This window comes from Fodinicurvata sp. EGI_FJ10296 (assembly GCF_040712075.1).
Taxonomy (GTDB): domain Bacteria; phylum Pseudomonadota; class Alphaproteobacteria; order DSM-16000; family Inquilinaceae; genus JBFCVL01.
The window spans coordinates 463,968-490,703 of the sequence record NZ_JBFCVL010000005.1 but is presented as its reverse complement, the minus strand read 5'-3'; the positions used below and the strand labels follow the sequence as shown (position 1 = coordinate 490,703).

Genomic DNA, 26,736 nt, shown 5'->3' with positions numbered 1-26,736 from the left:
AAGCGTCATCCGGGGTCCACAACCTCAGCGAGAGCGTTGATAGCGTGGGCCCGGGTCTGCAGCGCGTGACGCCGGCGCCGAACCGCTACCCGGACGGCCAGACCGGGTGATGATCGTCGATCACGAACGGGTGGGCATGGCGCAGCATACCGTGGCGATGAGGATGGCTGTGCGGCTCCGGCCCCTCCCAGCCCTCGTGGTCGTGCTGGTGATGCTCATCATGCACATGCGTATGCGTGTGTTCTTGAACCGGGTGAGCGTGTTCCAACGTTTCCTCATCCGGACGGGGCCACAGCGCGGCCGCCAGTCCGACACCCGCCAGCGCCAGCACCGCCATGACGAGGAACGTGACATCCAGCCCGGCGCGGGCGCCGAGCCACCCTGCCAGCGGGTAAGTGATCAGCCAGCCGGCATGGGACAGGGCGAAGTGTGCCGAGAACAGGGCGGGGCGGTCGTCACTATGGGACGAACGCCGGAGCAACAGCCCGCCCGGCGTCATGACCGCCGAAACGGCGGCGCCCATGGCGGGCCACAAAATGAGGCTGATGGCGAAGGTGTCTGCGGTCGCGCCCAACGCGGTCAACACAGCGAGCACAGCCCCCGCCGGCAGCATGATCGATCGCGGCGTCAGATGGTCGAACAGCCGGGGCAGCGACAGCGCCACCGCCATCGAGCCCAGACCATAGGCGGCGAACAGCATTGCGACATCGCTGTCGCTGCCGCCGAGACTGGCACGGACATGAACGACCGTATTGACGATTATCATCGCCCCGGCCGCGGAAACGGCGAAATTGAGCGCCAGCAATGCCCTCAGCCGCGGCGTTTTCAGATAGATCTTCAAGCCGCGCGTCACCCGCTCCCAAAAGGAGGTTTCGTCGGCCAGTCGCTTGACCAGGCTCGGCACGCCGGCCGATACGACCAGCAGGGCAGAGGCGAGGAAACCCAGCGTCGTGCCGATGAACAGCCACTGAAAGGTGATAACCGTGAGCAGCAATCCAGCCAGCAGGGGGCTGACCAGCGATTCCAGATCGTAAGCCAGCCGGGATAACGACAGCGCACGGGTATATTGCCGTTCGTCGGGGAGGATTTCCGGGATCGTCGCCTGGAAGGTCGGGGTGAATATTGCCGAACACGCCTGAAACAGGAAGACCAGCGCATAGATCTGCCAGATCTCGGAAACAAAGGGCAGCAGCAGCACGAACCCCGCCCTGATGGCGTCGAGCGTCACCAGCAGCTGCCGTCGTGGCAGGCGTGCCGCAATCGGCCCCGCGATTGGGGCAATGCCGACATACGCGACCATTTTCAGCGCCAGCGCGGTGCCGAGGACTGCGCCGGCATTGGCGCCGGCGAGATCGTAGGCCAGCAGGCCCAGCGCCACCGTGGTCAGGCCTGTGCCGATCAGCGAGAAAATCTGTGCTGCAAACAGGTGGCGATAAGTGCGATTGGTCAGGATTTCCAGCATTGGGTGTCCATCGATCGGGCTCAGGAGCAGGGTTCGCGGTGAAGGCTAACGCCGATCAGGGCGCGGGGGAATACCATTGCCGTCCGCGTCGCGCCGGTGCGCCGGCTGTCGGGCGAGCCGCCAGGACAGCAGAGTGGCGCCGGTCGCCCCCAGAACGGCAGTCGCTGTCAGCGTCACCGCGGTATAGGCGAATGCGCCCACAACGGCGTCGGCCATCGGTATATCGGCCAGCCGCGCCAGTGCGACCCAGGCGGCTTGGGGCGCGCCGAGCCCGGCGACCCCCGTTATCGGCAAGGCAAAGGCGATATTGGTCACCAGACCAGCGGCGGCGGACGTTCCGGCGTTGATATGAACGCGAAGGGTGGCGTCGACGGCCTCAACGGCACACATCGCGGCCAGGGCGTGCAGGACCCAGATGCCATAGCTCGACACCACGATCGCGCCCGCCGTCCTGGCGTTCGTAATACGGGTGTGCAGCCGCGTTATGTCGGCGAGGATCGTCTTCAGGCGGCTCGGCAATCGGCCAGCCTGTGCCGCTGGCGGCGTGTTCGGCGGGGCGGCGGGGACGAGTGCAAACGGCGCGAGGCTGAGGGTGGCCGTCAGGCTTACGGCGGCGATCGATAGCCACCGGGGAATACCGATGCCGGTGTCGATATCGGCCAGCATGACCGCCAGACCCAAAAGGGTCAGCGTTGCGGCGAGGTCCAGGAACCGGGCAAACAGAATGACGCCGGTTCCGTCTGCGAGTGGAACGTCATAAAGGCGCCGTGTCATGACCGGAAAGCTGGCTTCGCCCAATTTGAACGGCAGGATGGTGTTCACCGCCAGCAATGTCGTGGTGACGGCCCAGAGCCCCGGCCGTCGGCGGTCGCTGCCGAACAGAAGCCGACCGAAACGCGCCGCCCGGATGGTCTGGATCAGTGGCATCAGCGCCAGGGCGGCGAGAAACCAGATGTGAGACGCGCCACGCACGGCTGATCGCATGGCGGCCGCGGACTCCGGCGTGATCAGAACCCACAGCATCGCTGCGGCCATAGCGAGGCCGGCAAGGCTGAACGCCGCGCGCCGAAGCCAGATGCGGGATCGCGAAGGCGGCGCGCCCACACGCGCAGGATCAGCCATGGCGTTCGGTTTCGCCTGCGACAGGGGATGTCGGTGCGGGAGACTCCGGCATCGGGGGTCTGGATGCGGGCGGGCCGGTCCGTTCCTTGACCGCGTCGAGCGACGTGCCCGGCCGCATCCGGGCATTGAATATTTCCGCCAGCATGCCGAACACGATCAACTGGACGCTGATGATCGTCATCATGACGCCGAACATCAGAAGCGGCCGTCCGCCGATATCGGCCCCCGTGATCAGTTTCAGCAGCGTCAGATAGGTCAGCGTGCCGCCGCCCAGCAGCATCATCAGAATGCCGGCGCCGCCGAACAGATGCCCGGGGCGCTGGGCAAAACGTGTGATCGCCATGACCGTCAGCAGGTCAAGGAACCCCTTTATGAAGCGCTCGGCGCCGAATTTCGATCGCCCGAACCGCCGGGCCCGGTGGTTGACCGGAATTTCCGTGACGGTAAAGCCGTTGTAGTGGGCCAGCACCGGCACATAGCGGTGCAATTCGCCGTAAAGCTGCACGCGGTGAAAGACTTCACGCCGGTACGCCTTGTACCCGCAGTTGAAATCGTTGAGCTTTACACCGCTGGCTGCGGCCGTGACGCGGTTGAACAGGCGCGACGGCAGGGTTTTCGAGGTCGGATCGTTGCGCTGGCGCTTCCAGCCCGATACCAGATCCCACCCTGCGTCAATCTCGGCGATGAAGCGCGGCAGTTCCGACGGATCGTCCTGCAGGTCGGCGTCCATGGTCACGATGATGTCTGTGTCGACGGTGCGGATACCGGCGTCCAGGGCGAGCGATTTGCCGAAGTTCCGGCGCATCCGCAGGCCCGATACCACCGGATGAGTCGTCGACAGTGTTCGTATCGCGCTCCAACTGCCGTCCCGGCTGCCGTCATCGACCATGACGATGCGGCGGAGCGCGAGATTATGCTCCGCAGCGACCGCCAGCAATTCGTCCACCAGTGGCCCGAGGCTGTCTTCTTCATCGAAGACGGGAACCACAACCGCGATGGTGGGCCGCGGGTCGGTGCCATTGCTGGTATCGGGTTTGGTGCCGGGGGCCGAGATCGGGGCGCGGCTTTCGTTGGGCATCAGCAGGTCGCTTCTTCATTGTCGAACAGGGCGTAGCCGAGTGCGTAGCGGCGGGTTTCCGATCCATGCATCAACGTTTCCACAGTGCCGTGGTGTTGAGGCGACTGTGCGGCGCTGATGCCCAGAGATACGCCCAGCCGGTTCATTATCGCTTCCGGGACCCGCGGTGCGGATGCGTCGGATCCCGGCGATACCGTCCAGACGGCGAGACATTGCCCGTCGGCGCCCGTCGATGGAGGCCAGACGGCATCGGGATAGCCGGTTTCTATCACGCGCGCGCCCGGAAAAGCGACGCGAAGATTGCCGCCCAGATGAAATCCGCTCGTCACGATGGTTCCGTTGTCGAAGGCGGTTTCATCGGCGATCTGTTCGGCCAGCTCCGGAATCGGTGTCAGCGTTCGGCAGCTTCCGCAGGCGTCGGCGCCCAGAAGATGGCGCACGACCAGCCCCGTCCAGGCCAGTGCCGTGACGCCGACCAGAATGGCGATGAAGATGCGCACAGCCCGGTCGGTTGGTGGCCGACACGCAAGTGCGGCGAAAGCCAGCAGCGGCGCCGGCATCAGAACGGGATGCATCCAGCGTTCGTTGAACGACACCGCGCCCAGTACCGGAACCAGTGCCCAATGGAGAATGATACCGGCGACGATCGTCGACAGCAGCAGGCGGTGACGGCGATCCCACGCGCCGCGGGGGTGCGAGGCGGGACGCGGGCTCGCGTCCCGCCGGCCGTGCCGGAGGAACCAAAGACCGGGCAGGAAAACGGCTGCGAAGATGACCAGCAAGGGCTGGGGGAACGCTGCCAGGGCGACGAGGAAATCGGCCGTTCCAGAGGCCAGCGTCTGTAGAAACGTCGGCGGAGCGCCGCCTTCGGAAAGGACCGAGCTCTGTACCGACGCAAAGCTGTCGATATGTGAGAACACCCAGACCAGCGGCCCGGCCAGGATCGCTGCGGCGGGGAGCAGGACTGCGGCCAGCTTCGGCGTCAAGACCAACTCCCGCGTTTCCCGCCGCGCCACGGCGGCCAGGAACAATGCCGCCGGCAGCATTACATAGTTCCATTTGGCGAGCACGCCGAGCCCCACGCATATCCCGAGCGCCGCATACCAGCGCCACCGGGGGGATTCGGTCAGTCGGCAGACGACGTAGAGCGTTGCCGCGATCGTGGCGGCGAGAGTCGTCGTGTGTGTCAGGTCGTGGTGGGAATAGACGGCAAATACATAGATCAGGCCGAAGCTGAAGAGCGCCAGCGCAGCCAGTCGCCGGTCCGGGATCAGGCGGCGTGCCGTCGAATAAAGAAAGAACGCCGTCAGCCCCAGCAATGCGTAGCGCATGATCGTCGCCGCGACGATGCCGAATCCTATCGCGTTCCCAAGGCCGACATAGATCCATGTGAACAGAGGCGGTTGAGCGAATCGGTAGCCCCAATTCAGGTGCTGGGCGAACAATGTCTGTTCGGCGTCGTCGATTCCGAGTACCGGACCCATGAGCAGCCGGGTCACGGCATGCAGGACGAAATAGGCGCCCATGATCATGGCGACGGCGCGCGGTGACCAGATGTCGGTCCCGACCCATTTTCGGGGAACGGCGGTAGCGATGGTATTCATGAAAGCTGGCGGACCGCTGAACAGCAAGTTGCGCAGAAGCTCCTGGATGTTCGGTTCCGGAATGTTCGGGTAACGTGGGTGGGCCGAATCCTGTTCCGCGTTCTTCCGGACGACCAGCTTCTGTGGTACATCGATTCTACCTCAAAAGTAGGAGACAGCGTCCAGCCGGACCGCCCCGCTCATTCACGCAAAAGTAATACCCGCCTTCTACACATCCCCCTTCGACCGACCAAAAGGAAAAAGACCAATGCCGTTGCGCCTGCTTTCCCGCATGGGCGGATGTGTCTGCCGGGCCATGATCCTGTGCATCCCGCTGATCGGCGGGTTGGCGGTTCCCGGCGCTGCAAGCGCCCAGGAAGCCGGCGCCGAAACGTCGCGCATCGTGAACCCGTTCGACACCGAATACCTGCTCAACTATCCAAGAGTGGCAGGACAGGCGTTGCGGCAGCCGTTTCGCACGGACCGCGAGGGGCTGACGCAGAATGCGCTGGCGCTGGCGGGGATCGGGCTCGCCTTCGCCCTGGACGAGAGCGTTCAGCGGTCGTGGCAGAACGATCTGCGCAGCAACGGATCGGACGATGTCTCCGAGCCGTTCTACGAGATGGGCGTCGTTCAGAACATGGCGATCGGAACCGGTTCGGCCTATCTGGTCGGTGCGGTTTCCGGCAACCGCCGCCTTCAGTCGACGGCATTGCTGGCGGCTCAGAGCCTTTTGATCACGGCCGCCACGGTCGAAGGCATCAAGTGGGTCGGTGGCCGCCGACGTCCCGGCGACGGTGACGACGCGTGGGACTGGGGTGGGCCGGGGTCACTCAGAAATTCGTCCTTCGTTTCAGGGCATGCCGCCGCCGCGTTCGCGGCCGCATCGGTGGTCGCGGAACAATACCGCGACACGCCGGTGGTTCCCATCGTCAGCTATGGTCTTGCCACCGGCGTCGCGCTTTCGCGGATCAACGACGACGGTCATTTCCTGTCGGATGTCGTCGGTGGTGCGCTGGTTGGATACGGCATCGGCCGCCTGACCACCGGAATGAGCCCCTTCGACAACGACAACGTCTCGCTCAATGCCTATCACAGCGGCGATGAAGTCGGCGTGCAACTTTCGGTGCGCTATTAGTCATCGCCAGCTTCATTATGTCTTGCTGACCGGGGCGCTTATGCATCGGTGACGCCGTCTTTTCCGGCAACAGGAGGAAAATCTGGTTCAGGGTCTCAGCCACATGACGTTCATCGTGCGCGATCTCGACCGGATGCAAGAAATCCTGACGACGGTTCTGGACGCGAAAATGGTCTACGACAGCGGCCCGGAGACGTTCTCTTTGTCGAGGGAGCGCTTTTTCCTCGTTGGCGAAGGCGCAGAGCCGATCTGGATGGCGACAATGGAGGGCGACCCGCTGCCGACGCGGACCTACAACCACATTGCCTTCAAGATCGACGACGCCGAGTACGAGCGCTATCTGGAACGCATTTGCGAACTTGGCCTGGAGGTCCGGGAGGGCCGGTCACGCGTTGAGGGCGAAGGGCGTTCGATATATTTCTACGATGACGACAATCATATGTTTGAGCTTCATACAGGAACGATCAATGACCGGTTGAAGCGGTACGCCGAGGGCGGCTGACCCCCCTTTTGCGAGCCTGGGCTGCGTACAGGAATAGCCTCAAGGCAGGGCGATCCGGCGTCCGACATAGCTCGGCGCCTCGTCCACGACCAGGTCCTCCAGGGTGTCGAACAGGCCGGACTCGATGGCCGTGCTTTTCCCGGTTTCCAGGTCCACGGCCAGGGCCATGGCCTCCTGCGTGGCGACACAGTCCTCGCCCAGCATCAGTTCGTGAGCCAGGTGGATCCGCTTGCGGTCGAGTCCGACGACCATGGTGACGACCGAGACCGTCGCGCCTTCTGTGACTTCGCGTAGATAGCGGATATGGGTTTCGACGGTATAGAGGGATTGCCGATTTGCTGCCCGCCAGTCGGCATCGGCGCCGACATGCAGATAGAGGGCGTCGGTTGCGTCGCTGAAAACGAGGGCATAGTAGCCCTCGCTCATATGACCATTGTAATCGATCCATTCCGACGGAATGACGAGGCTGTGTAGCGTATTGCGGGTCATTGGCGGTCGTCGGCTCTCGGTTGCGGAACTGGAATTCGGTCGGATCGGTCGTTGGGTTCGGGCGAACGGGACGGCGTCACCGCTCGACGGTGAACGTGACGCTATCATATTCCAGCCGGTCCCCGCTTGCGGCATCGTATTCGAAGACGACCAATGTCCATTCCCCTGCCGTCCAGAACCTCTCCTCGAATTCGAAGGCTCGCCAGTCGCCGAGCGTGCCGCCCATGGTGAAACCCTCGATCGTCGGATCCTCGTCCTGGCCGTGAAACGCTTCGTACTGGATATTGGCTTCGAAGGTGTTGGAGCAGCCGACGAAACCGACGGTCACCGGTCCCATACCGGCTTCGGTCCAGTTTCGACCCCGGGCATTCGGAAACGCAATGATACCACCCGGACGGCTCTGGTCGATGGCGCCGCAATCAACGAGATCCGCTGCCGCGACCGGCGGCAGATGGGCGCCGTCGGGCCGATAGGCTGGCATCTTCAAGGCTTCGTCCGGAACGATGTCGTCGATTGAGGGGCCGGGCGCGTTCCGGGGCCGGGTTGGCGAAGAATCACGATCGGCGCGCGGGGCAGGGCCAGCTTGCTGCATGCGGGGTTCGACCGCGTCGAATGCCGTTATGTGCGGTACGGCATTGGGGCCCATGGATACGGCAGCGATTCGCCGCCATAAGGTGTCGGTGGTGTGATCCATCAGATGGGTGTCGCGGAGCGCCGAATCGACAGCTTCTTCCTGCCCCAGATTGATTTCGATCACGGCTTCGGCAAAAGATTCGCCCTCCGGGACGCCTTCCCGCGCCTCGAAGCCGTTCCAGCTGATCCAGCCTTCGTGGTTGACTGCCAGACCGTGCTGCAGCGAAATGAGATCCATGGCGGCGGCCGGCGAAATCACATTGTCGCGATAGACGCCGTATGGCTGGTCGAAGTTCATCGCCGCGGTGCGTTCGTTCTGCCAGGACGCGGCATCTTCGATCACCGACGCCGTTGTCATGCATGGCGATCCGAAGCAATCCAGCGAAGCCACCTGGGCGTCCGGCATTTCCGCGCGGGAGATCGCGTTGATCGAGGCCGGCGTGCCTTGTATCGGGCTCATGGCGAACCGGTAGGAAACATGGGGACCGTCGCCGAAGACGCCCGGCGGCGGGGCATTCTCCCGGCCATAGCTGTCGATGATGTCTTCGCGTATCGCAGGGCCCAGATTGATGCGGTCGATCCGGATAAGGCTGACATTGGTCGGCCCGTTCGGTGGCTCGCCGCCGCCTTGTGCCATGCCGTACTCGATGCGGTATCTGACGCGCTCCAACGGCGCTTCATAGGCCTCGACCGCCAGAATGGCCATCGCCAGCGGGCCGATCGTTCGCACCGGCGTGATGCTGGGTGTGCCGTGCCATTCGAAATCATCGATGATGGCGTTCGTGAATCCCTCGACATCGATCGGCCGATATCCGGCGACATGGGCGAAGGACTCCGAGACCTCGGCGACCGACTGCGCGCCGGCGGTTGGTGGAACCACCGTGAGTGACATCAGGGCCGCAGCGGCGGCGAGCGAAGCGTGCGAAATGACGGACAGCGGCATTCTGGACATGGGTACGCCTTTTCCTGTTCTTATATGCGACCAGAGTGTCTCTGCCTTGGCAAAGGCGGGTCAAGCCGGTTCTCGGTCCATGGTCGCGGAGCCCGGCTGGTCAGGCAGCTTTGATGCGGTCGACAAAGTCGGTCATGGCGGCACGCAGACGCCCGGAAATGTCATTTAACGCCGTCGACGCCTGCAGAACCACGCCGGATCGCTCTTCGCCCGTGACCGCGACGGCATCGACGCCCGCGATCGCGGCTGACACATCCCTTGTACCGTCGGCGGCCGCTTGCACTTTGTTGGCGATCTCGCGGGTGGCGGCTTCCTGTTCTTCGGCCGCACTCGATATCGCGCCGACCGCCGACAGAACGGCGCGAATGCCACCATCAATGGTGGAGATGGCCGCCTCAACCTGCTTGCTGACCGCCTGAACATCCTCGACCTGGCGCTGGATGCCGCGCGTGGCTTCCGCCGTCTGGCGTGCCAGTGCCTTGACCTCGCCCGCCACGATGGCGAAGCCGCGGCCGGCCTCTCCGGCTCTCGCTGCCTCGATCGTGGCATTCAGGGCCAGAAGATTGGTGCGCTCGGCGATGTCGTCGATCAGGTCCACGATCGATGATATCTCGGCGGTGCGCTCGCCCAACTGGCGAACCGTTTCGGCGGCCTGCCCGGCCTTCGCGGCCGTATCGCGCGCACCGGTCTCGGAATGGTTGATCTGGCGGGCAATTTCCGAGATCGACTGCAACAGTTCGTCGGACGCCAGAGCGATGGCATCGATGTTGACCGCAGCGTTCTCTCCGCTGCGGTTGGCGCCTGCTGCTCCCTGGCGGGTGTTCTCTGCCACATCCGTCAGCCCCCTGGCCGCGCCTTGCAGGTCTCGTCCGGCGATGGCCATCTCGCGTACGATGCCGCCGATATCGGCCTCGAACCCGGCGGCGATTTCGCAGCGGAGCTGGGTGGCTGTCCGTTGGATCGTGGCCTCGTAATCCGCCTGTTCGGCGGCCAGACGGGCAGTTTCGGCCTGTGCCGCGCGGGCGTCGGCGATGGCCGCTTCGGCGCCGGCGAAGGCGGCGACCAGGCGGACGGCAAGCCACGACAACGCGCCGACTTCGACGACGACGATCAGCGCATGCAGCAGAACGCGGCCAATATCGCCGCCGCCGGGGAACACGGCTGCCGGAATCAGGATATTGAGGCCGAGATGGTGTACGGCGATCAGCCCGCCGGCCATGACGATCAGCCGCCAGTTGCAGAACATGCCGATCAGAGCGATCCCGGCGAAGAAGTACATGTGCATGTCGATCTGCCAGGGGTGGCCGTTCAGCATGGCCACCAGAATGGCGATGACGGCCACATGGCTGACCGCAGCCAGGGCATGGGTCGTCGTCGCGCGCGGCGCCGTCCACGTGGTCGCCGTCAGCAGTGCCGACAGGATCGCCGTCCCCGTGGCGGCCGGCATCCACGTCACCTCAACTGCCCATCCCAGGATAATCACGATCGGAAGATGAAGGGCAACGAGAATGGCGAAGGCCCACGCCACGCGTTGGCGGATCTGATCGAGTGAGGTCATGAAACGAATTCCGCAATACTGTGACGAGCGACGGTGGGAACGGCAGATCCAGGATGGCTTCAGAATACCCGGGCAAGAAATTCGGGTCAGGCTTCAGCCCCGCCTCGGCATCCCGCGCCCCCGCCGGGCAGGACGAGGAGAATTCCGGCGGACCGAAGGGCACCCGGCGACGGCGTTGCATCGAACCGGGCGGTGACGAAGCGGCCGGTGGCCGAAGTGCCCACGGCAACGGCGTCGAGTTTCGCCAGCCGCTGGATCGCCAGCATCGCCGTTGGCGGCGAGGCGAAGACAACGGTGACCGTGCTCCCTTCTGTTGGATAGCGAAGGCCGGTCAACAGGACGGCCAGAACGCCAAAAATCCAGATTGCCGGCAGCTTGACGGACATTGGAGTCGCCTTTGCTCAACATCGACTGTATTGGTCGAGAACATCGGCCCAAAAATAATTAGATAGCAATTAAACTATCGTTAACGAGGGCGAAAGACGATGAGTGCAATAGTCCCAATGGCTGGAAAGATCGTCATGAGGGCGAAGGTCGTGGTATAGGCGCCGGTGAGAGGATAGACGGTAGAGAACAGCGACGGTGCAAGCACCACACCCAGAAAGGTGAGCGACAACGCGCCACCGGTTGCGGTTCCGACCTCGTTGCGATTGGCCAGGCGGGCGACCTCGGCCAGAAAAACGCCGTTCCAGCCGATCGAGCAGATGCCGAAAAAGCACAGCAGAGCCGCGACGGCCCAAATCGGCCAGTAGGGGGCCAGCATCGCGGTCACCAGCGTGGCAACGCAGGACAGAAGCCCGATAATGCCGAGAACGTAACGTCCGTTACCCAGACGGTCGGCAACCACCCCCCAGACGATGCGCCCGCCGGCGCCGAACACCTGCATGATGGCGACGACGCCGCCCGCCAGTACCAGCGACCAGCCCAGATCCTTAACCAGCATGGTGATGACGAAGGTCAGCAGCGACAACTGTAGCGCGGCGAAGCAGAATCCCATGATTGCAAGTCCGCGAAGAGCCCGCAGGCGCCAGATCAGCAGGATGCCATCGAGCAGGGAACCCGATATTCGGGCGGATGGGTCGCGGTCGGTGTCCCAGCGGGCGCGCAGTGGTATCATCGCGATGGCCAGCAGGCCCAGCAGGGCCGCCGTCGTGATCATCGCCGCCTGCCAGCCGGCCAGCACCGTCACCGCCGGCAGCAGCAAGCCCGCCAGGATGCCGCCGATCGGGACGCCGGTCTGCTTGAGCGAAAACACGAAGTTCCGCAGATGAGACGGGGTCGCCTTGAACAGCAGATGGGACGCGGCCGGATTGGGCAAGCCATAGGCGATGCCGATCAACAGCGATCCGATGACCAGCAGAACGAGGTTGGCGCTGGCGACACCCAGGACGCCGACAATCCCGACCAGTAGTGTCACCTGGCTGACAGTACCTGCGCCCCACCGCCGCACCAGTGTTCCGCCGACGGCTGAAGTGGACGACGCCGCGATATACATCAGGCTGACCTGATAGCCGATCATCTCGGCGCCAATGCCGAAACTGGCCGACGCGACCGGCGCCACCGTTGCCAGGGCCAGAACGGCGAGGCTGGCCAAAGCCTGAATGCCGGTCACCGTTCCGAGGATCAGCATCAATCCTCCCCGGGGACTGCTTGTCTTGAGGTCTTCGGTCGTCATGGAGTTTCCGGTATCAGCGAGCAAGGTGCCACGAGGTGACGCGAGTGTGTGTTGTACGCCTGTCGCCAATGGGTTCCAAGCCGTTGATCTGTATCAACGACGGCGCGACTGCATTGGTTATCCTTTGACCTCACACCCGAATAGTCGGTTTGCAAGGCGCGAGGGGGATCCCATGGCCAATTCCGTATTGTGGTTCGATGACATCGACCGCGAGCAGGTCGCCGTCGTCGGCGGCAAGAATGCGTCGCTGGGCGAGATGACGCGCAACCTGGCGGCCAAGGGAGTTCCGATCCCACCGGGTTTCGCGACGACGGCCGATGCGTATTGGCGGTTCATCGAGCATAACACGCTCACCGAAACGATCCGCGGCGCGCTTTCCGATTGGGAGGCGGGCAAGAAATCGCTGGCCGAAATCGGCCGGATGATCCGGTCAGCGATCGTGCACGGCGATTGGCCCCCCGAAAGCGCCGAAGCGATTCTCGGCGCCTATCGCGAACTGGGCAAAAGAACCGGCGAGACCGATACGGCGGTGGCCGTGCGCTCCAGCGCGACGGCGGAAGATCTGCCCGACGCCAGTTTCGCGGGACAGCAGGAAAGCTATCTGAATATCGCCGGCGAGGCGGCCGTGCTCGACGCCTGCCGCCGCTGTTATGCGTCGCTGTTCACCGATCGGGCGATCAGCTATCGCAAGGCCAAAGACTTCGATCATATGAAGATCGCGCTGTCGGTCGGCGTCCAGAAGATGGTGCGGGCCGACAAGGGCGGCGCCGGCGTGATGTTCTCCATTGACACCGAAACCGGTTTCGACAGCGTCGTCCTGATCACTGGCGCCTGGGGGCTGGGAGAGACGGTCGTGCAAGGCGCTGTCGACCCCGACGAATATCAGGTCTTCAAGCCGCTGTTGTCCGACCCGGCGCTGTCGCCGATCATCGAGCGGCGGCTTGGCGCCAAGGACCGCAAGATGATCTATGCCGGCAGCGGCGATCCCGCTTCCGACGGCAAACCAACGCGGACCGTCCCGACCTCGGAGGCCGAGCGGCGGCGCTATGTCCTGAACGACGACGAGATCGTCGCTCTGGCGCGTTGGGCCTGCATCATCGAAGACCATTACGGCATGCCGATGGATATGGAATGGGCCCGCGAAGGCCGCGGCGGCCCGCTTTATATCGTTCAGGCCCGGCCGGAGACGGTGCAGTCACGCCGGGGGGCCGAGGTTCTCAAAAGCTATAGCCTGGACAATCGGGGCGAGACGCTGGCGACTGGCCTTAGTATCGGCGACCAGATCGTCACCGGCCGTGTCTGCCTGATCCGCGACGTCAAGGAGATTGACCGGTTCGTCGAGGGTTCCGTGCTGGTAACAGACACCACCGATCCGGACTGGGTGCCGATCATGAAAAAGGCGGCGGCGATCGTCACCGACCATGGCGGCCGCACCTCGCACGCCGCGATCGTCAGCCGCGAGCTCGGCTTGCCCGCGATCGTCGGCACCGGCAATGCCACCAAGCTGCTGCATGACCAGCAGGACGTCACGGTGTGCTGTGCCGAGGGCGATGTCGGCACGGTTTACGAAGGGTTCGGCGATATCTCGGTCGAGGAAATCGCCATCGGTGATATCCCGGCGACCAAAACCCGGGTCATGCTGAACATCGGCAACCCGGCGGCTGCGATGCGCTGGTGGCGCTTGCCGGCCGACGGCGTCGGTCTCGCGCGGATGGAGTTCGTCGTTTCCAATGCGATCAAGGCGCATCCCATGGCGCTGATCCATCCCGAGCAGGTCGATAAAGAAGCCCGTTCGGCGATCGCCGACCTGATCGCGGGCTATGAAAGCGGCGCGGAATACTTCGTCGACCGGCTGTCCAAGGGGCTGTCCCGGATCGCGGCCGTGGCGTATCCGAACCCCGTAATCGTCCGGATGAGCGATTTCAAAACCAACGAATACGCGAACCTGCTGGGTGGCGCCGGCTTCGAGCCGCACGAGGAAAATCCGATGCTGGGGTTCCGGGGCGCATCGCGCTACGACAGCGACCGCTACCGCGAGGGCTTCGCGCTGGAATGCCAGGCCATCCGGCGTCTTCGCACCGACATGGGTTTCACCAATGTCGTGGTGATGATCCCGTTCTGCCGAACGCCGGAGGAGGCCGACGGCGTGCTGCGTGTGATGGCCGAGAACGGTCTGGAGCGCGGGCGCGACGGATTGCAGGTCTATATGATGTGCGAAATTCCATCCAACGTCATTCGGGCCGAGGAATTCGCCCGCCGGTTCGACGGCTTTTCCATCGGCAGCAACGATCTGACGCAACTGGTTCTCGGCGTCGACCGCGATAGCGATGCCCTGTCCGGCGTGTTCGATGAACGCGATCCGGCTGTGACATGGATGATCGAGCGCGCGATCAAGGGTGCTCACAAGGCCGGCATCAAGATCGGGCTCTGCGGCCAGGCACCCAGCGATCATCCGGAGTTTGCCGCCTTCCTCGTGGCATGTGGAATCGACTCGATATCGGTAACGCCGGACAGCTTCGTTTCGGTCAAGCGGATCGTTGCCGACGCCGAGGGGCAGTCATCAGCTTGAAAACGGCGTCAAAGTGGAAATGGCACCCGGCTGAAGGCAGATTCGTCCCCCTTAAGCTCACTTGATTCCGGCTGGCCATTCGGTGTGGAATTGCTGGCCCGGCTCCCTGGGGAGCACAACCCGGGAGTTTTGAGGCGGATTATTTCGTCAAGGGATCACTGAAATGGACGCGAGAAAAACAAGAAGAGGGATTGGGACGGCCACCGTATCGGCCATGGCGATTTCCGTCTTCGCGCTGACGATCGCCGCCACACACCTGGCCAGCGGCCACGATGCGGCCGGGATGCCCGTCGGCACCGTGGCGGTCTGGGACGAAACCACCAACGACGGAACCATTCGGATCGCCGGATTCGATCTGCCGCTGGCGATGGTCGAAGCGCTCGATCCAACCGATACGAGCGCGCCGCCGATGACGATCATGGCTCTGGAGCGTTTCTCCGACGAGGTTCGCGACTCGACGTCGATCGACCATGTTTCCGTCGATTGGGGGCCGTTTGGCCATCCACCGGCCCGGTTCAGCGTTCCGCATTTCGACATCCACTTCTACTTCGACGACCCGGAAACCATCGCTGCCATCGATTGCACCGACGCCACGATGCCGGACGCCGCGATCGTACCGGCCGGTTATGTCCTGCCGCCGCTCGACGATCCCCATGCCTGTGTTCCGGCAATGGGGTATCATGCGGCCGCCCTGGACGAGATCCAGTCGGAGAACCCGTTCGATGCAACCATGATCCTGGGGTACTATGGCGGGCAGTATATCTTCCTCGAACCGATGGTGACCCTGGAGCATCTGCTGGCGCGGGAGAGCTTCGTTCTCGATGTTCCGCCCGTTGCCGACGGCACAGAAGCCGGCCAGCCGACGGCGGTCCGATTTGCCTACCGCGAGGCCGATGACAGCTATCGCGTCAGCCTGATCGGTTTTGGCGAACATGGTCTGGCAACCACGGCGCGGATGCGTGTCGCTCAGTGACCATTATTCGTTCCTGACGACGTTTGTAACGAAAGGGTGTCTCGCCTAGACTGTCGGGCGAGCCACCCTTTCGGCTTTTGGCCATCCGCTATCCGTTATCCCCGGAGGACTACAATGAAGGCACGTGCCGCCGTCGCGCTGGAAGCCGGCAAACCCCTGCAATTGACGGAGATCGATGTCGAGGGGCCCCGTGCCGGCGAAGTCCTGGTTCGGATTGCGGCCACCAGCGTTTGCCATACCGACGCCTTCACCCTGTCCGGCGCCGACCCGGAGGGGCTGTTCCCGTCCGTCCTCGGCCATGAGGGCGCCGGCATCGTGCAGGAGGTGGGCGCCGGTGTGACCTCGGTGAAACCCGGCGATCATGTGATTCCGCTCTACACGGCCGAATGCGGCAAGTGCAAATTCTGCCTCTCCGGCAAAACCAATCTCTGCCAGGCGGTGCGAGCGACGCAGGGCAAGGGTCTCATGCCCGACGGCACGACGCGGTTTTCCCTCGATGGCAAGCCGCTCTATCACTACATGGGATGCTCGACGTTCAGCGAATACACCGTCCTGCCCGAAGTTTCGTTGGCCGTTGTCTCGCCCGACGCGCCGCTCGACAAGATCTGCCTGCTGGGTTGCGGCGTGACGACTGGCATCGGCGCCGTGATGAACACGGCAAAGGTCGAACCGGGATCGACGGTAGCGGTGTTCGGGCTGGGCGCCATCGGCCTGGCGGTCATCCAGGGCGCGCAGATGGCCGGCGCGACCCGCATCATCGCCATCGATGTCAACCCGGACAAATTCACCCTCGCCGGTCAGTTCGGCGCCACGGAATTCGTCAATCCCAAGGATTACGACGACCCCATACAAAAGGTCATCGTCGACCTGACCGATGGTGGCGTGGACTATTCCTTCGAGTGCATCGGCAATGTGAACGTCATGCGCTCGGCGCTGGAGTGCTGTCACAAGGGTTGGGGCGAGTCGATCATCATCGGCGTTGCCGGCGCCGGTGAGGAAATCTCCACCCGGCCATTCCAGTTGGTCACGGGCCGGGTCTGGAAAGGATCGGCCTTCGGCGGCGTCAAGGGGCGCAGCGAACTGCCGGGCTATGTCGATCGCTACATGAAGGGTGAGATCAAGATCGACGAGTTTATCACCCATGACCTGCCCTTCGACCGGATCAACGAGGCCTTCGACCTGCTCCATGCCGGCAAGAGCATCCGCACGGTGCTGCATTACTGATACATCCATAAAAGGATACCGGCGATGACCGCGACCCCCGACCTTGTCTCGGAAAACAGGAGCTTCGGCGGATGGCACCGGCGGTTCAGCCACCGATCCGAAGTGCTGAACTGCGACATGACCTTCGCCGCCTTTCTTCCCCCGCAGGCGGAAACCGAAACCGTACCGGTCTTCTGGTGGCTGTCCGGCCTGACCTGCACCGACGAGAATTTCATGCAGAAGGCCGGCGCCCATCGGGTGGCGGCGGACCTCGGTATCGCAATCGTCTGCCCGGACACCAGCCCGCGCGGCACCGATCTGCCGGGCGAACATGACAGCTACGATCTGGGGTCGGGGGCGGGTTTCTACGTGAATGCGACCCGCGAGCCGTGGTCCCGGCACTACCGGATGTTCGACTATGTGGCGGCGGAGTTGCCGGACGTGGTCGGCGGTTTGCTGCCGGTCGATCCGATGCGCGCCGCGATCAGCGGGCATTCCATGGGCGGCCATGGCGCGCTGGTGCTGGCGCTGCGCCAGCCCGGCCGCTACCGCTCGGTCTCGGCTTTTGCGCCCATCGTCAACCCGATGGACTGTCCATGGGGCGAAAAGGCGTTCACGGCCTATCTCGGCGACGACCGCGAAGAATGGGAGGCCTATGACGCCTGCGCGCTTGTCGAAGCGGGGGCAAAGGCCGGCAATCCGCGCCAGCCGCTATTCATCGATCAGGGCGAGGCCGATGGTTTCCTTGACGAACAACTCAAGCCAGAGCGGCTGGAGGATGTGTGCGAAAAGCACGACCACCCGCTGATGATGCGCCGACAGACGGGCTATGATCACAGCTATTTCTTTATCGCCAGCTTTATCGAGGATCACCTCCGCTATCACGGCGAACACTTGCGGAAATAGCGTGCCGACCCGGGAATTGGAGAAGGTGGAAACCGCCGCACCCTTACCTTTTCCCCGGAAACGCGAATCGTTGTCCGGGGTCCACACGCGCCACGAGTGCGCTGATGGTGTGGACCTCAGCTCTGCGTCTAAGCTCGGCCCGTGTTTCGCTGGCGGTAAGTTGCTGCGCGAGATCCCGGGTCGCACCGCGTCACTTCGTTCCGCGCCGCGCCCGGGAATTGGAGAAGGTGGAAACCGCCGCACCCCTTATTTTGTCCCCGGAAACGCGAAGCGTTGTCCGGGGTCCACACGCGCCACGAGTGCGCTGATGGTGTGGACCTCAGCTCTGCGTCTAAGCTCGGCCCGCGTTTCGCTGGCGGTAAGTTGCTGCGCGAGATCCCGGGTCGCACCGCGTCACTTCGTTCCGCGCTGCGCCCGGGAATTGGAGAAGGTGGAAACCCGACCGATCGGGGACCCCGAGCCGGATGCACCCGGTTCGCGACTGTGACCGGAAGGCCTGTCTAGGAATTGGCGGCGACGAAATCCGCAACTGCCCGAGCCAGCGGCGCGTTGGCATCATTGAAATCGGCAATGCCCGAGAAATGGTGCCGGTCCGGCTGGTCGAAAAAGCTGACGTCGTGACCGGTGTCCTGGCACAATTTCAGAAAATCGAGCGTTTGCTGCCGGAACGGCCCCGGCTCCTGCCCGCCGACCGACAGCAGAACCGGCGGAGCGCCCGCAGGCCCATGCAGCATCGGGCTTTCAAGCCGGATGGTCTCCAGGTCGAGACGCAGTGCCGTGGCCAAATAGCTATAGGGCAGGGGCCGCAGGTCGAAGACACCGCTGACCGGAACGACGCCTTTGACCAGATCGGCGGGCAGGTCGTACTCGCCAGCCCAATCGGTGACGCCGACGCGCATCGCCTGCTGGCCGCCGGCGGAATGGCCGGTGACGAAAACGCGGTTTCGGTCGCCGTTGAAATCGGCAATGGATTGATAGACCCAGGCCAGGGCGGCCCGGCTCTGGCGCGTGATTTCCCTGATCGTGACCTTTGGGCACAGGGCGTAATTGGTCACGACGGTCGTGAAGCCCGCGCGCGTGAACCCACGGGCGGCAAAGCTGAACTCCCGCGCGCTCAGACGCCGCCAATAGCCGCCATGTATGTAGACCATGACTGGCGCATTCGGCTTGTCTGCGGGAAACACGTCGACATATTCCTCAACCGTCGGACCGAACCGCTGGCCGAGGGCGCAGGGCAACTCGTCCCGGGCCGAGGCGCTCTGGTCGCGATAGAATGCGGTCCAGGTCGCATAGTCGGGAGCGGCTGCCGCCAGATCGTAAGCGGCGTCGAGATCTTCCTGAGTTCGGAACCCCGGATACCAATCCATGATCGTTCCCTGATCTGTCCATTGCGATAGATCAGAAGAAAACTCCAGGCGCGCATCCGTTGGCAAGCATGGAGTTATGCAGCCGAACGCATACGCGCAACCTGAAATTTATTAATCAAAATAATTTTCTAAAAACGGGTTGTGTGCCAGCGAATTGATTCAGATCAACGCCGGTGGCGGGGCAGGTTTCTAAGCAGGGCCGGACCAAAAATTCAAGGACACAGCATGAAACGACCACTGCTCGACGACGCCATCGAGACGCTGCAACGGAACATTGATGATCTTCCGCCTCCACACCGCCCCAGTGCCCGGAAAACCCTGACCCGGCTGAAAGCTGTTAAAGCCAACGTATGTGCTTCGCCAGAGCTTTGCGGGTCGTCCTGCACTCTTTGCCGGGACGAAAATCCGGGTAGCGCTTTCTAGGCCAGTCAGAATTCATCCATTAGGTCCCGGAAGGCGCCTCGAAGCGCCTCCGGGGGGCTTTAGCGGGTGCGTCCCGCCAACGGCGCGAAATGCCTCAGCTGCAGCCCGTCGTACCGCCGCAGGTATCGCATTTCAGGCAGGTGCCGTTTCTGACCAGAGTCATGTTCTGGCATTCCGGGCAGGGGTCGCCTTCATAGCCCTTGGCGCGGGCCATCAGCATGTCCTGGCGCCGTTGTGACGCGGCGGAGACGCTGGCGGATGTGGTGGTGCTGGCGCCTGATGCGGGGCCTTCCTCCCGGCGAGAGACCGTGGCGTCGACTCGTTCGGTCGAGATCGTCGTGGTCGAATAGGCCGTCGGGCCGTCGGTACCGGTCGCCCGGCTCTTTACCTCGTCGCGATCCCGGCTGCCGTCCCGGCTTCCATCATTACCGCCATCGAGCACCCGCAGATGGTTGCCGCGGGTATACCCGGTCGAGGCAATGCGCTGCAGCGTCTCGTCGATCTTGCGGCTGACCTCGGTCATTTCCGGGTTCATCTCGGACTGCTGCTCGCCGGTGCCCATGCTGTCGGGCATCAGGTCGTCGGTCTGGACATGGGCCAGATCGTGACGGCCCAGATAGGACACCGCCAGCTCGCGGAACATATAGTCCAGGATCGACGTCGCCATCTTGATGGCGTCGTTGCCCTGCACCGGTCCTGCGGGCTCGAACCGGGTGAAGGTGAACGCCTCGACGAATTCCTCAAGCGGCACGCCGTATTGCAGCCCGATCGACACCGCGATGGCGAAGTTGTTCATCAGACTGCGGAAGGCGGCACCTTCCTTGTGCATGTCGATGAAGATCTCGCCCAGCTTGCCGTCGTCGTACTCGCCCGTACGCAGATAGACCTTGTGGCCACCGACCACCGCCTTTTGCGTATAGCCCTTGCGGCGGCCCGGCAGGCTCTGGCGGCCCTGAGGCTTTTCAACGATCTTTTCGATCACCCGCTCCACGATCCGTTCGGCGATCATCGGTGCGCGAGCGCCGGTGGGGGCGTCGATCAGCCGGTCGGTAAAGGTGTCGCCGTCGGCGTCTTCTTCATCGTCTTCGATGATGCTGGAAGCCAGCGGCTGGCTGAGCTTGGAGCCGTCGCGATAGAGGGCGTTGGCCTTCAGCCCCAGGCGCCAGGACAGCATATAGGCGTCCTTGCAATCCTCGACCGTGGCCGCATTGGGCATGTTGATGGTCTTGGAAATCGCCCCGGAGATGAACGGCTGCGCGGCCGCCATCATGCGGATATGCGCTTCGGCGGTCAGGAACCGCTTGCCGATCTTGCCGCACGGATTGGCGCAGTCGAACACCGGCAGATGTTCGTCCTTGAGCCCCGGCGCGCCTTCCAGCGTCATGGCCCCGCAGGCAAAGGTATTGGCGTTCTCGATCTCCTTGCGCGTGAAGCCGAGCCAGGCGAGCATGTCGAAGCCGACTTCTTCCAGCTTCTCCGCGGGAATGCCCAGCGTGTCGATGCAGAAAGCCTCGCCCAGCGTCCATTTGTTGAACGCAAACTTGATGTCGAAGGCCGATTTGACCGCGGCTTCGAGCGATTCCAGCGCTTCAGGCGTGAAGCCCTTTGCCGTCAGGGTCTTGTGGTTGATCGCCGGAGCGCCTGCCAGCGTGCCGTTACCCACGGCATAGCGGATCATCCCCGTGACCTCGTCCTTGCCATAGCCCAGGCAGCGCAGTGCCTCGGGAACGACGCGGTTGATGATCTTGAAATAGCCGCCGCCGGCCAGCTTCTTGAACTTGACCAGAGCGAAGTCGGGTTCGATCCCGGTGGTGTCGCAATCCATGACCAGACCGATGGTGCCGGTCGGCGCGATCACCGTCGACTGGGCGTTGCGATAGCCGTGGACCTCGCCCAGCTCCAGCGCCTCGTCCCAGGCATGGCGGGCGGCCTTGCCAAGCTCAGCCTGCGGGCATTCGCCGGCTTTCAGCGGTACCGGCGTCACCGACAGCGCCTCGTAGCCTTCGATCTCGCCATAGGCGGCGCGGCGATGGTTGCGCATCACCCGCAGCATGGCCTCGCGGTTCTGCTCGTAGCCGGGGAAGGGGCCAAGTTCGCCGGCCATCTCGGCCGACGTCGCATAGGCGACCCCGGTCATGATCGCCGTCAGCGAGGCGGCGATCGCCCGGCCTTCGTCGCTGTCATAGGAATAGCCGGTCGCCATCAGCAGGCCGCCCAGATTGGCGTAACCAAGCCCCAGGGTGCGATAGTCGTAGGAACGCTGGGCGATTTCTTTCGACGGGAACTGCGCCATCAGCACGGCGATTTCCAGCGTGACCGTCCACAGCCGGCAGGCGTGGCGATAGGCGTCGACATCGATGCCGCCATTCGGGGTGCGGAACTGCATCAGGTTCATCGATGCCAGATTGCAGGCCGTGTCATCGAGGAACATGTATTCCGAACACGGATTCGATGCCTTGATCCGGCCCGATTCCGGGCAGGTGTGCCACTCGTTGATCGTGGTATCGAACTGCAGACCCGGATCGGCCGACGCCCAGGCGGCATGGCCGATCTTTTCCCAAAGATCGCGGGCCTGGATGGTCTTGGCGACCTTGCCGTCGGTGCGACGGGTCAGTGCCCATTCGCCGTCGGCCAGCACCTGTTCCAGAAAATCCTGCGACAGACGCACGGAGTTGTTGGAATTCTGGCCGGCAACAGTCAGATAGGCCTCGGAATCCCAGTCGGTGTCGTAGACCCGGAATTCGATGTCGTCATAGCCCTGGCGCGCGAACTGGATGACCCGCTGGATGTAGTTGTCGGGGATCATCATCTTTCGGGCGGCCTTGATCGAGGCCTTCAGCGCCGGATTGGCCTTGGGGTCGAAACGCTCGTCGCCCTGATTGCCGATCGTGCCGTCGCCACGGCCATGGCAGGCATCCATGATCGCGTTCAGGTGGCGGTCGGCCAGCTTGGAACCGGCGACCAGTGCAGCGACCTTCTGTTCCTCGACGACCTTCCAGTCGATGTAGGCTTCGATATCGGGGTGATCGACGTCGACGCTGACCATCTTGGCGGCGCGGCGCGTGGTGCCGCCCGACTTGATCGCCCCGGCGGCGCGGTCGCCGATCTTCAGGAAGCTCATCAGGCCGGACGACCGTCCGCCACCGGAAAGCGGCTCACCCTCGGCACGCAGCGACGAGAAGTTCGAGCCCGTGCCTGATCCGTATTTGAACAAGCGGGCTTCCCGGACCCACAGATCCATGATGCCGCCTTCGTTCACCAGATCGTCCTGGATCGACTGGATGAAACAGGCATGGGGCTGCGGACGTTCGTAGGCGCTGGTCGAACGGAGCACCTCGCCCGTCTTGTGGTCGACGTAGTAATGACCCTGAGCCGGGCCGTCGATGCCATAGGCCCAGTGCAGCCCCGTGTTGAACCATTGCGGGCTGTTCGGCGCCGCCATCTGGCGGGCCAGCATATAGCGCATCTCGTCGCGATAGGCTTTGGCGTCATCCTCGGTGTTGAAATAGCCGCCCTTCCAGCCCCAATAGGTCCAGGTGCCGGCCATGCGGTCGAACACTTGCGTTGCCGTCGTCTCGCCGACATAGCGCTGGTCTTCCGGCAGATGGGCCAGCGCCTTGGTGTCGGCGGTCGAACGCCACAGCCATTCAGGCACGCCGTCCTCGGGAACGGGTTTCAGGCGGGCCGGGACGCCGGCCTTGCGGAAATATTTCTGGGCGATGATATCGCAGGCGACCTGGGACCAGTCCTCGGGCACGTCGATATCGGTCTGGCGGAACACCACGGAACCATTCGGATTCCGGATCTCCGACGATCCCTTGCGGAAGGGAATGCCGTCATAGACATCCTTGCCGTCGGCGTGAATGTCAGCGGTGAATCGCCGATCGATACGCATTGCCGTGCCTCTTCTTCGAAAGATCGTGAATAGATGTGGGCCGTCGGCCGGAACCAAAATTAGCCGGGATTTGCTCCAATATTTAGTGAGCAAACGGACCAACCATACTATATCTAGTGATTTGGGATCCGACAAGTGTTAATAGAGCGCTAACGAGCCGGGAAGAACCGCCAGCACCCCGGCATCGGTGCGGGCCGAAGCGGCAATCACCGATGCGGCGGCCACGATAGGCCCTGGCACCTCCGGCTGGCAACCAGATTATGTGCCTTGACGGCCCGATGTTACATGATCTTGTGTATGGATCGGTGGATAACTGTGGGGATGAGCGGTGCGCATCGGTGCTGTAGCATGCTGATTCCCTGTTGCCGGATGGTGTGGCCGATGGTCCAATCCGGCAACCCGCCATTTGACGGTTCGTTCCAGGACCATACCGTAACAATGCCCACAACAACGCCATGAGGCCCCACCCGATGTTCACCAAGATCCTGATAGCCAATCGCGGGGAAATTGCCTGCCGGGTGATCCGGTCTGCGCGCGCCATGGGCATTGCCACGGTGGCGGTCTATTCCGACGCCGACCGTGACGCCGTGCATGTGCGCATGGCCGACGAGGCCGTGGCCATCGGCCCGGCGCCGGCGGCCGAGAGCTATCTGGTCATCGAGAACATCGTTCGGGCGTGCCGCGATACCGGCGCCGAGGCCGTCCATCCGGGCTATGGCTTCCTGTCGGAAAACACCCGCTTCGCCGAAGCCCTGGCCGAAGCCGGCATCGTCTTCATCGGCCCGGGCGCCGAGGCGATCGCCGCCATGGGCGACAAGATTACCTCGAAGAAGCTCGCTGCCAAGGCGGGGGTCAGCACCGTGCCCGGCCATCCCGACGCCGTCGCCGATGTCGAGTCGGCCCAGCGCATCGCCGAGGAGATCGGCTTCCCGGTCATGCTGAAGGCGTCGGCGGGCGGTGGCGGCAAGGGCATGCGCGTCGTGAACGCCGCGGCGGAGGTGGTCGACGGCTTCAACGGCGCGACCGGCGAGGCGCGCAGCAGTTTCGGCGACGACAGGGTTTTCATCGAGAAATTCGTCGAGCAACCCCGGCATATCGAGATTCAGGTGCTGGCCGACACCCATGGCAACGTCGTCTATCTGGGCGAGCGCGAGTGCTCGATTCAGCGCCGCCACCAGAAAGTGGTCGAGGAGGCTCCGTCTCCGTTTCTGGACGCCGCCACCCGCAAGGCGATGGGCGAGCAGGCGGTCGCGCTGGCACGGGCCGTCGGCTATGTGTCGGCCGGAACGGTGGAGTTCATCGTCGACAAGGATCGCAACTTCTACTTCCTGGAAATGAATACCCGGCTCCAGGTCGAGCACCCGGTCACGGAAATGGTCACCGATACCGACCTCGTCGAATGGATGATCCGCATTGCGGCGGGCGAGGCGCTGAGCTTCGGGCAGGAAGACGTCGTTCTGCGCGGATGGGCGATGGAAACGAGGCTCTATGCCGAAGACCCCTATCGCGGATTTCTGCCCTCGATCGGCCGCCTGACCCGCTATCGTACGCCGCCGGCCACCGGCACGGTCCGAATCGATACCGGTGTCGCCGAGGGATCAGAGATAACCATGTACTACGATCCGATGATCGCCAAGGTGGTGACCAGCGGCCAATCCCGGATCGAGGCGATCGACGCCATGATCGGCGCGCTCGATCGGCTGGAGGTTCGGGGCATCCAGCACAACGCCGGATTTCTGGCGCAGCTGATGCTTCACCCCCGATTCCGCGCCGGCGACATGACGACCAACTTCATCGCAGAAGAATTTCCCGGCGGTGTCAGGCCGGCGGAACTTAACGGCGATGCCCTTATGCGGGTCATGGCAGTTGCTGCCAGCGTTCATTGGCGAATTGCGGACCGCGAGCGCAGCCTCACCGGCCGGATCGCCAATACCGATACGCCGACGCAGAGCGATTGGGCGATCCGGATTAATCGGGCCAACCTGCCGGTTATCGTGCGCCGGTCCGGCGGCGCGTTCACGGTGACGGTCGAAGGACAGCAGGTTCTGGTGGAAGACACCTGGCGGCCCGGCCTGACGCTGTGGGAAGGGTCGGTCGATGGCAGCGATGTGGCCATACAGATCGACCGGCTCGGTATCGGCTATCGCATGTACCACGCCGGGGCGATCGTGGATATCGAGGTCCTGTCGCCGCGCACGGCGGAACTCGCCGATCTGATGCCGGTGCGCGAGGCGCCGGATATGTCCAAATTCCTGCTGTCGCCGATGCCAGGCCTTCTGGTGTCACTGATGGTCGAGGAGGGCCAGCAGGTGCAGGTCGGCGAGGCGCTCTGCGTGGTCGAAGCGATGAAGATGGAAAACATCCTGCGTGCCGAGCGGGAAGGTACCGTGACCGCTTTTCATGCCAGGCCCGGCGACAGCCTGTCCGTCGACGGCAAGATCATGGAGTTCGAGTGACGTCCGAGCGACCGACACAAGCCGATTGGACCGCGCGGCGGCGCTGGTTCGCCGAAACGGTGACCCGCGCACTGGACGATGCCGCCGCCCAGCCGGGCCAGCAGGCAGAGGCGCTGCTTGCCGAACTGGAGGACGTGTTTTGCGTCGGGGCATGGCTGTCGGCCGTGATCCTGTCCACGGCTGTCATCGAGGCTCATCTCCGGGAAACCGCCGCCCCGGGCAATGCGCTGGAGAACACCCGCGACCTTTTCCATCGGCTGGGCCTGCCGGCGGAGTTCGAGGAATTGCGCTTGCTGCGCAACCGGCTCGTCCATGTGCAGCCCGGAAGTCCGACATTGACGCCCGATATGCACTGGAGTCACGGCGAGGTCTTCGAGCAGGACGCCCGTGATGCCCTGCGCCTGGTTGCTCTGGCGCTTACACGGTAGTCAGGGAAGATCCCCTGTCCCATCTCTACGGTATTCACACAATGCGCTTCCGATCTCCTGATCGTCCCGGGCGCTTTTTCCTTTCCTGGCGAACGGACAAGGGGACAGCGCCCAAAGAACTCCCCCGCCCCGGACGCGATGCAGCATGAAATGCTGCTTCGCAGGGCCGGGGCCCATACTGCCAACGCTCTCTCTGAGGTTGTTGATCCTGGGTGGCGCTTCGCGCTTTCGGGGCAGGAAAAGGTGGTCCGGGGCGCTTTCCACCTTCTCCAATTCCCGTGCGCAGCGCGGCGCGAAGTGACGGGCTGCAGACCCGGGATCGGG

At 63.5% G+C, this 26,736-nt stretch carries 19 protein-coding genes; 8 read left to right on the top strand and 11 right to left on the bottom strand.

Features of this window, described 5'->3' with window-relative positions; translation table 11 throughout:
- Positions 1-85: 85 nt before the first annotated feature.
- The 4 genes from ABZ728_RS13650 to ABZ728_RS13635 are packed head-to-tail and all read right to left on the bottom strand — an operon-like array spanning position 86 to position 5,266.
- Positions 86-1,462: an MFS transporter gene (locus ABZ728_RS13650; protein WP_366656726.1), complete on the bottom strand. Its 1,377-nt coding sequence runs from the start codon at positions 1,460-1,462 to the stop codon at positions 86-88.
- A 45-nt stretch (positions 1,463-1,507) separates the two neighbouring features.
- Positions 1,508-2,584 (bottom strand): lysylphosphatidylglycerol synthase transmembrane domain-containing protein, encoded by a 1,077-nt coding sequence (locus ABZ728_RS13645; RefSeq protein ID WP_366656725.1) that lies wholly within the window; start codon positions 2,582-2,584, stop codon positions 1,508-1,510.
- Complete coding sequence (locus ABZ728_RS13640) at positions 2,577-3,662, bottom strand: glycosyltransferase family 2 protein (protein WP_366656724.1); 1,086 nt, start codon at positions 3,660-3,662, stop codon at positions 2,577-2,579. The genes ABZ728_RS13645 and ABZ728_RS13640 overlap by 8 nt, the downstream gene beginning before the upstream one ends.
- Positions 3,662-5,266, bottom strand: a complete 1,605-nt coding sequence (locus ABZ728_RS13635) for a glycosyltransferase family 39 protein (RefSeq protein WP_366656723.1) — start codon at positions 5,264-5,266, stop codon at positions 3,662-3,664. The genes ABZ728_RS13640 and ABZ728_RS13635 overlap by 1 nt, the downstream gene beginning before the upstream one ends.
- 247 nt (positions 5,267-5,513) lie before the next feature.
- Between ABZ728_RS13635 and ABZ728_RS13630 the strand changes: the two genes are divergently transcribed.
- A complete protein-coding gene (locus tag ABZ728_RS13630) occupies positions 5,514-6,383 on the top strand; it encodes a phosphatase PAP2 family protein (RefSeq protein WP_366656722.1) in 870 nt (289 codons plus the stop codon).
- A gap of 103 nt (positions 6,384-6,486) precedes the next feature.
- A complete protein-coding gene (gene fosX, locus ABZ728_RS13625) occupies positions 6,487-6,885 on the top strand; it encodes a FosX/FosE/FosI family fosfomycin resistance hydrolase (RefSeq protein WP_366656720.1) in 399 nt (132 codons plus the stop codon).
- A gap of 39 nt (positions 6,886-6,924) precedes the next feature.
- Here the strand turns inward: fosX and ABZ728_RS13620 are convergent, their stop codons facing one another.
- The 5 genes from ABZ728_RS13620 to ABZ728_RS13600 all read right to left on the bottom strand — a co-directional run bounded on the left by ABZ728_RS13620 (position 6,925) and on the right by ABZ728_RS13600 (position 12,192).
- A complete protein-coding gene (locus tag ABZ728_RS13620; protein WP_366656718.1) occupies positions 6,925-7,374 on the bottom strand; it encodes a thioesterase family protein in 450 nt (149 codons plus the stop codon).
- Between the two features lie 76 nt (positions 7,375-7,450).
- Positions 7,451-8,959 (bottom strand): hypothetical protein, encoded by a 1,509-nt coding sequence (locus ABZ728_RS13615; RefSeq protein ID WP_366656717.1) that lies wholly within the window; start codon positions 8,957-8,959, stop codon positions 7,451-7,453.
- Between the two features lie 100 nt (positions 8,960-9,059).
- Positions 9,060-10,517 carry a methyl-accepting chemotaxis protein gene (locus tag ABZ728_RS13610; RefSeq protein WP_366656716.1) on the bottom strand — a complete coding sequence of 486 codons (1,458 nt, stop codon included), beginning with the start codon at positions 10,515-10,517 and terminating at the stop codon, positions 9,060-9,062.
- An 86-nt stretch (positions 10,518-10,603) separates the two neighbouring features.
- On the bottom strand, positions 10,604-10,903 hold the full coding sequence (locus ABZ728_RS13605; protein ID WP_366656715.1) for a hypothetical protein: 300 nt from the start codon (positions 10,901-10,903) through the stop codon (positions 10,604-10,606).
- 80 nt (positions 10,904-10,983) lie between these two features.
- A complete protein-coding gene (locus ABZ728_RS13600; RefSeq protein ID WP_366656714.1) occupies positions 10,984-12,192 on the bottom strand; it encodes an MFS transporter in 1,209 nt (402 codons plus the stop codon).
- Positions 12,193-12,364: 172 nt separating this feature from the next.
- Here ABZ728_RS13600 and ppsA point away from each other — a divergent pair, with 172 nt between their 5' ends.
- From ppsA to fghA, 4 genes are all read left to right on the top strand, one after another.
- Positions 12,365-14,761 (top strand): phosphoenolpyruvate synthase, encoded by a 2,397-nt coding sequence (ppsA, locus tag ABZ728_RS13595; RefSeq protein WP_366656713.1) that lies wholly within the window; start codon positions 12,365-12,367, stop codon positions 14,759-14,761.
- Between the two features lie 163 nt (positions 14,762-14,924).
- Positions 14,925-15,734, top strand: coding sequence for a hypothetical protein (locus ABZ728_RS13590; RefSeq protein ID WP_366656712.1), 810 nt, complete (start codon positions 14,925-14,927; stop codon positions 15,732-15,734).
- A gap of 114 nt (positions 15,735-15,848) precedes the next feature.
- The gene (locus ABZ728_RS13585) at positions 15,849-16,958 is read left to right on the top strand and encodes an S-(hydroxymethyl)glutathione dehydrogenase/class III alcohol dehydrogenase (RefSeq protein ID WP_366656711.1); all 1,110 of its coding nucleotides are present in this window, start codon (positions 15,849-15,851) and stop codon (positions 16,956-16,958) included.
- A gap of 24 nt (positions 16,959-16,982) precedes the next feature.
- A complete protein-coding gene (fghA, locus tag ABZ728_RS13580) occupies positions 16,983-17,843 on the top strand; it encodes an S-formylglutathione hydrolase (RefSeq protein WP_366656710.1) in 861 nt (286 codons plus the stop codon).
- A gap of 500 nt (positions 17,844-18,343) precedes the next feature.
- On the opposite strand, the gene ABZ728_RS13575 is transcribed toward fghA, so the two are convergent.
- Both ABZ728_RS13575 and ABZ728_RS13570 read right to left on the bottom strand, forming a co-directional pair.
- Positions 18,344-19,210, bottom strand: a complete 867-nt coding sequence (locus ABZ728_RS13575; RefSeq protein ID WP_366656709.1) for an alpha/beta hydrolase — start codon at positions 19,208-19,210, stop codon at positions 18,344-18,346.
- A gap of 517 nt (positions 19,211-19,727) precedes the next feature.
- Positions 19,728-23,528, bottom strand: coding sequence for a vitamin B12-dependent ribonucleotide reductase (locus ABZ728_RS13570; protein ID WP_366656708.1), 3,801 nt, complete (start codon positions 23,526-23,528; stop codon positions 19,728-19,730).
- A 470-nt stretch (positions 23,529-23,998) separates the two neighbouring features.
- On the opposite strand from ABZ728_RS13570, the gene ABZ728_RS13565 reads away from it, so the two are divergent.
- A complete protein-coding gene (locus ABZ728_RS13565; protein ID WP_366656707.1) occupies positions 23,999-25,984 on the top strand; it encodes an acetyl/propionyl/methylcrotonyl-CoA carboxylase subunit alpha in 1,986 nt (661 codons plus the stop codon).
- A complete protein-coding gene (locus ABZ728_RS13560; protein ID WP_366656706.1) occupies positions 25,981-26,412 on the top strand; it encodes a hypothetical protein in 432 nt (143 codons plus the stop codon). The genes ABZ728_RS13565 and ABZ728_RS13560 overlap by 4 nt, the downstream gene beginning before the upstream one ends.
- Positions 26,413-26,736 lie beyond the last annotated feature (324 nt).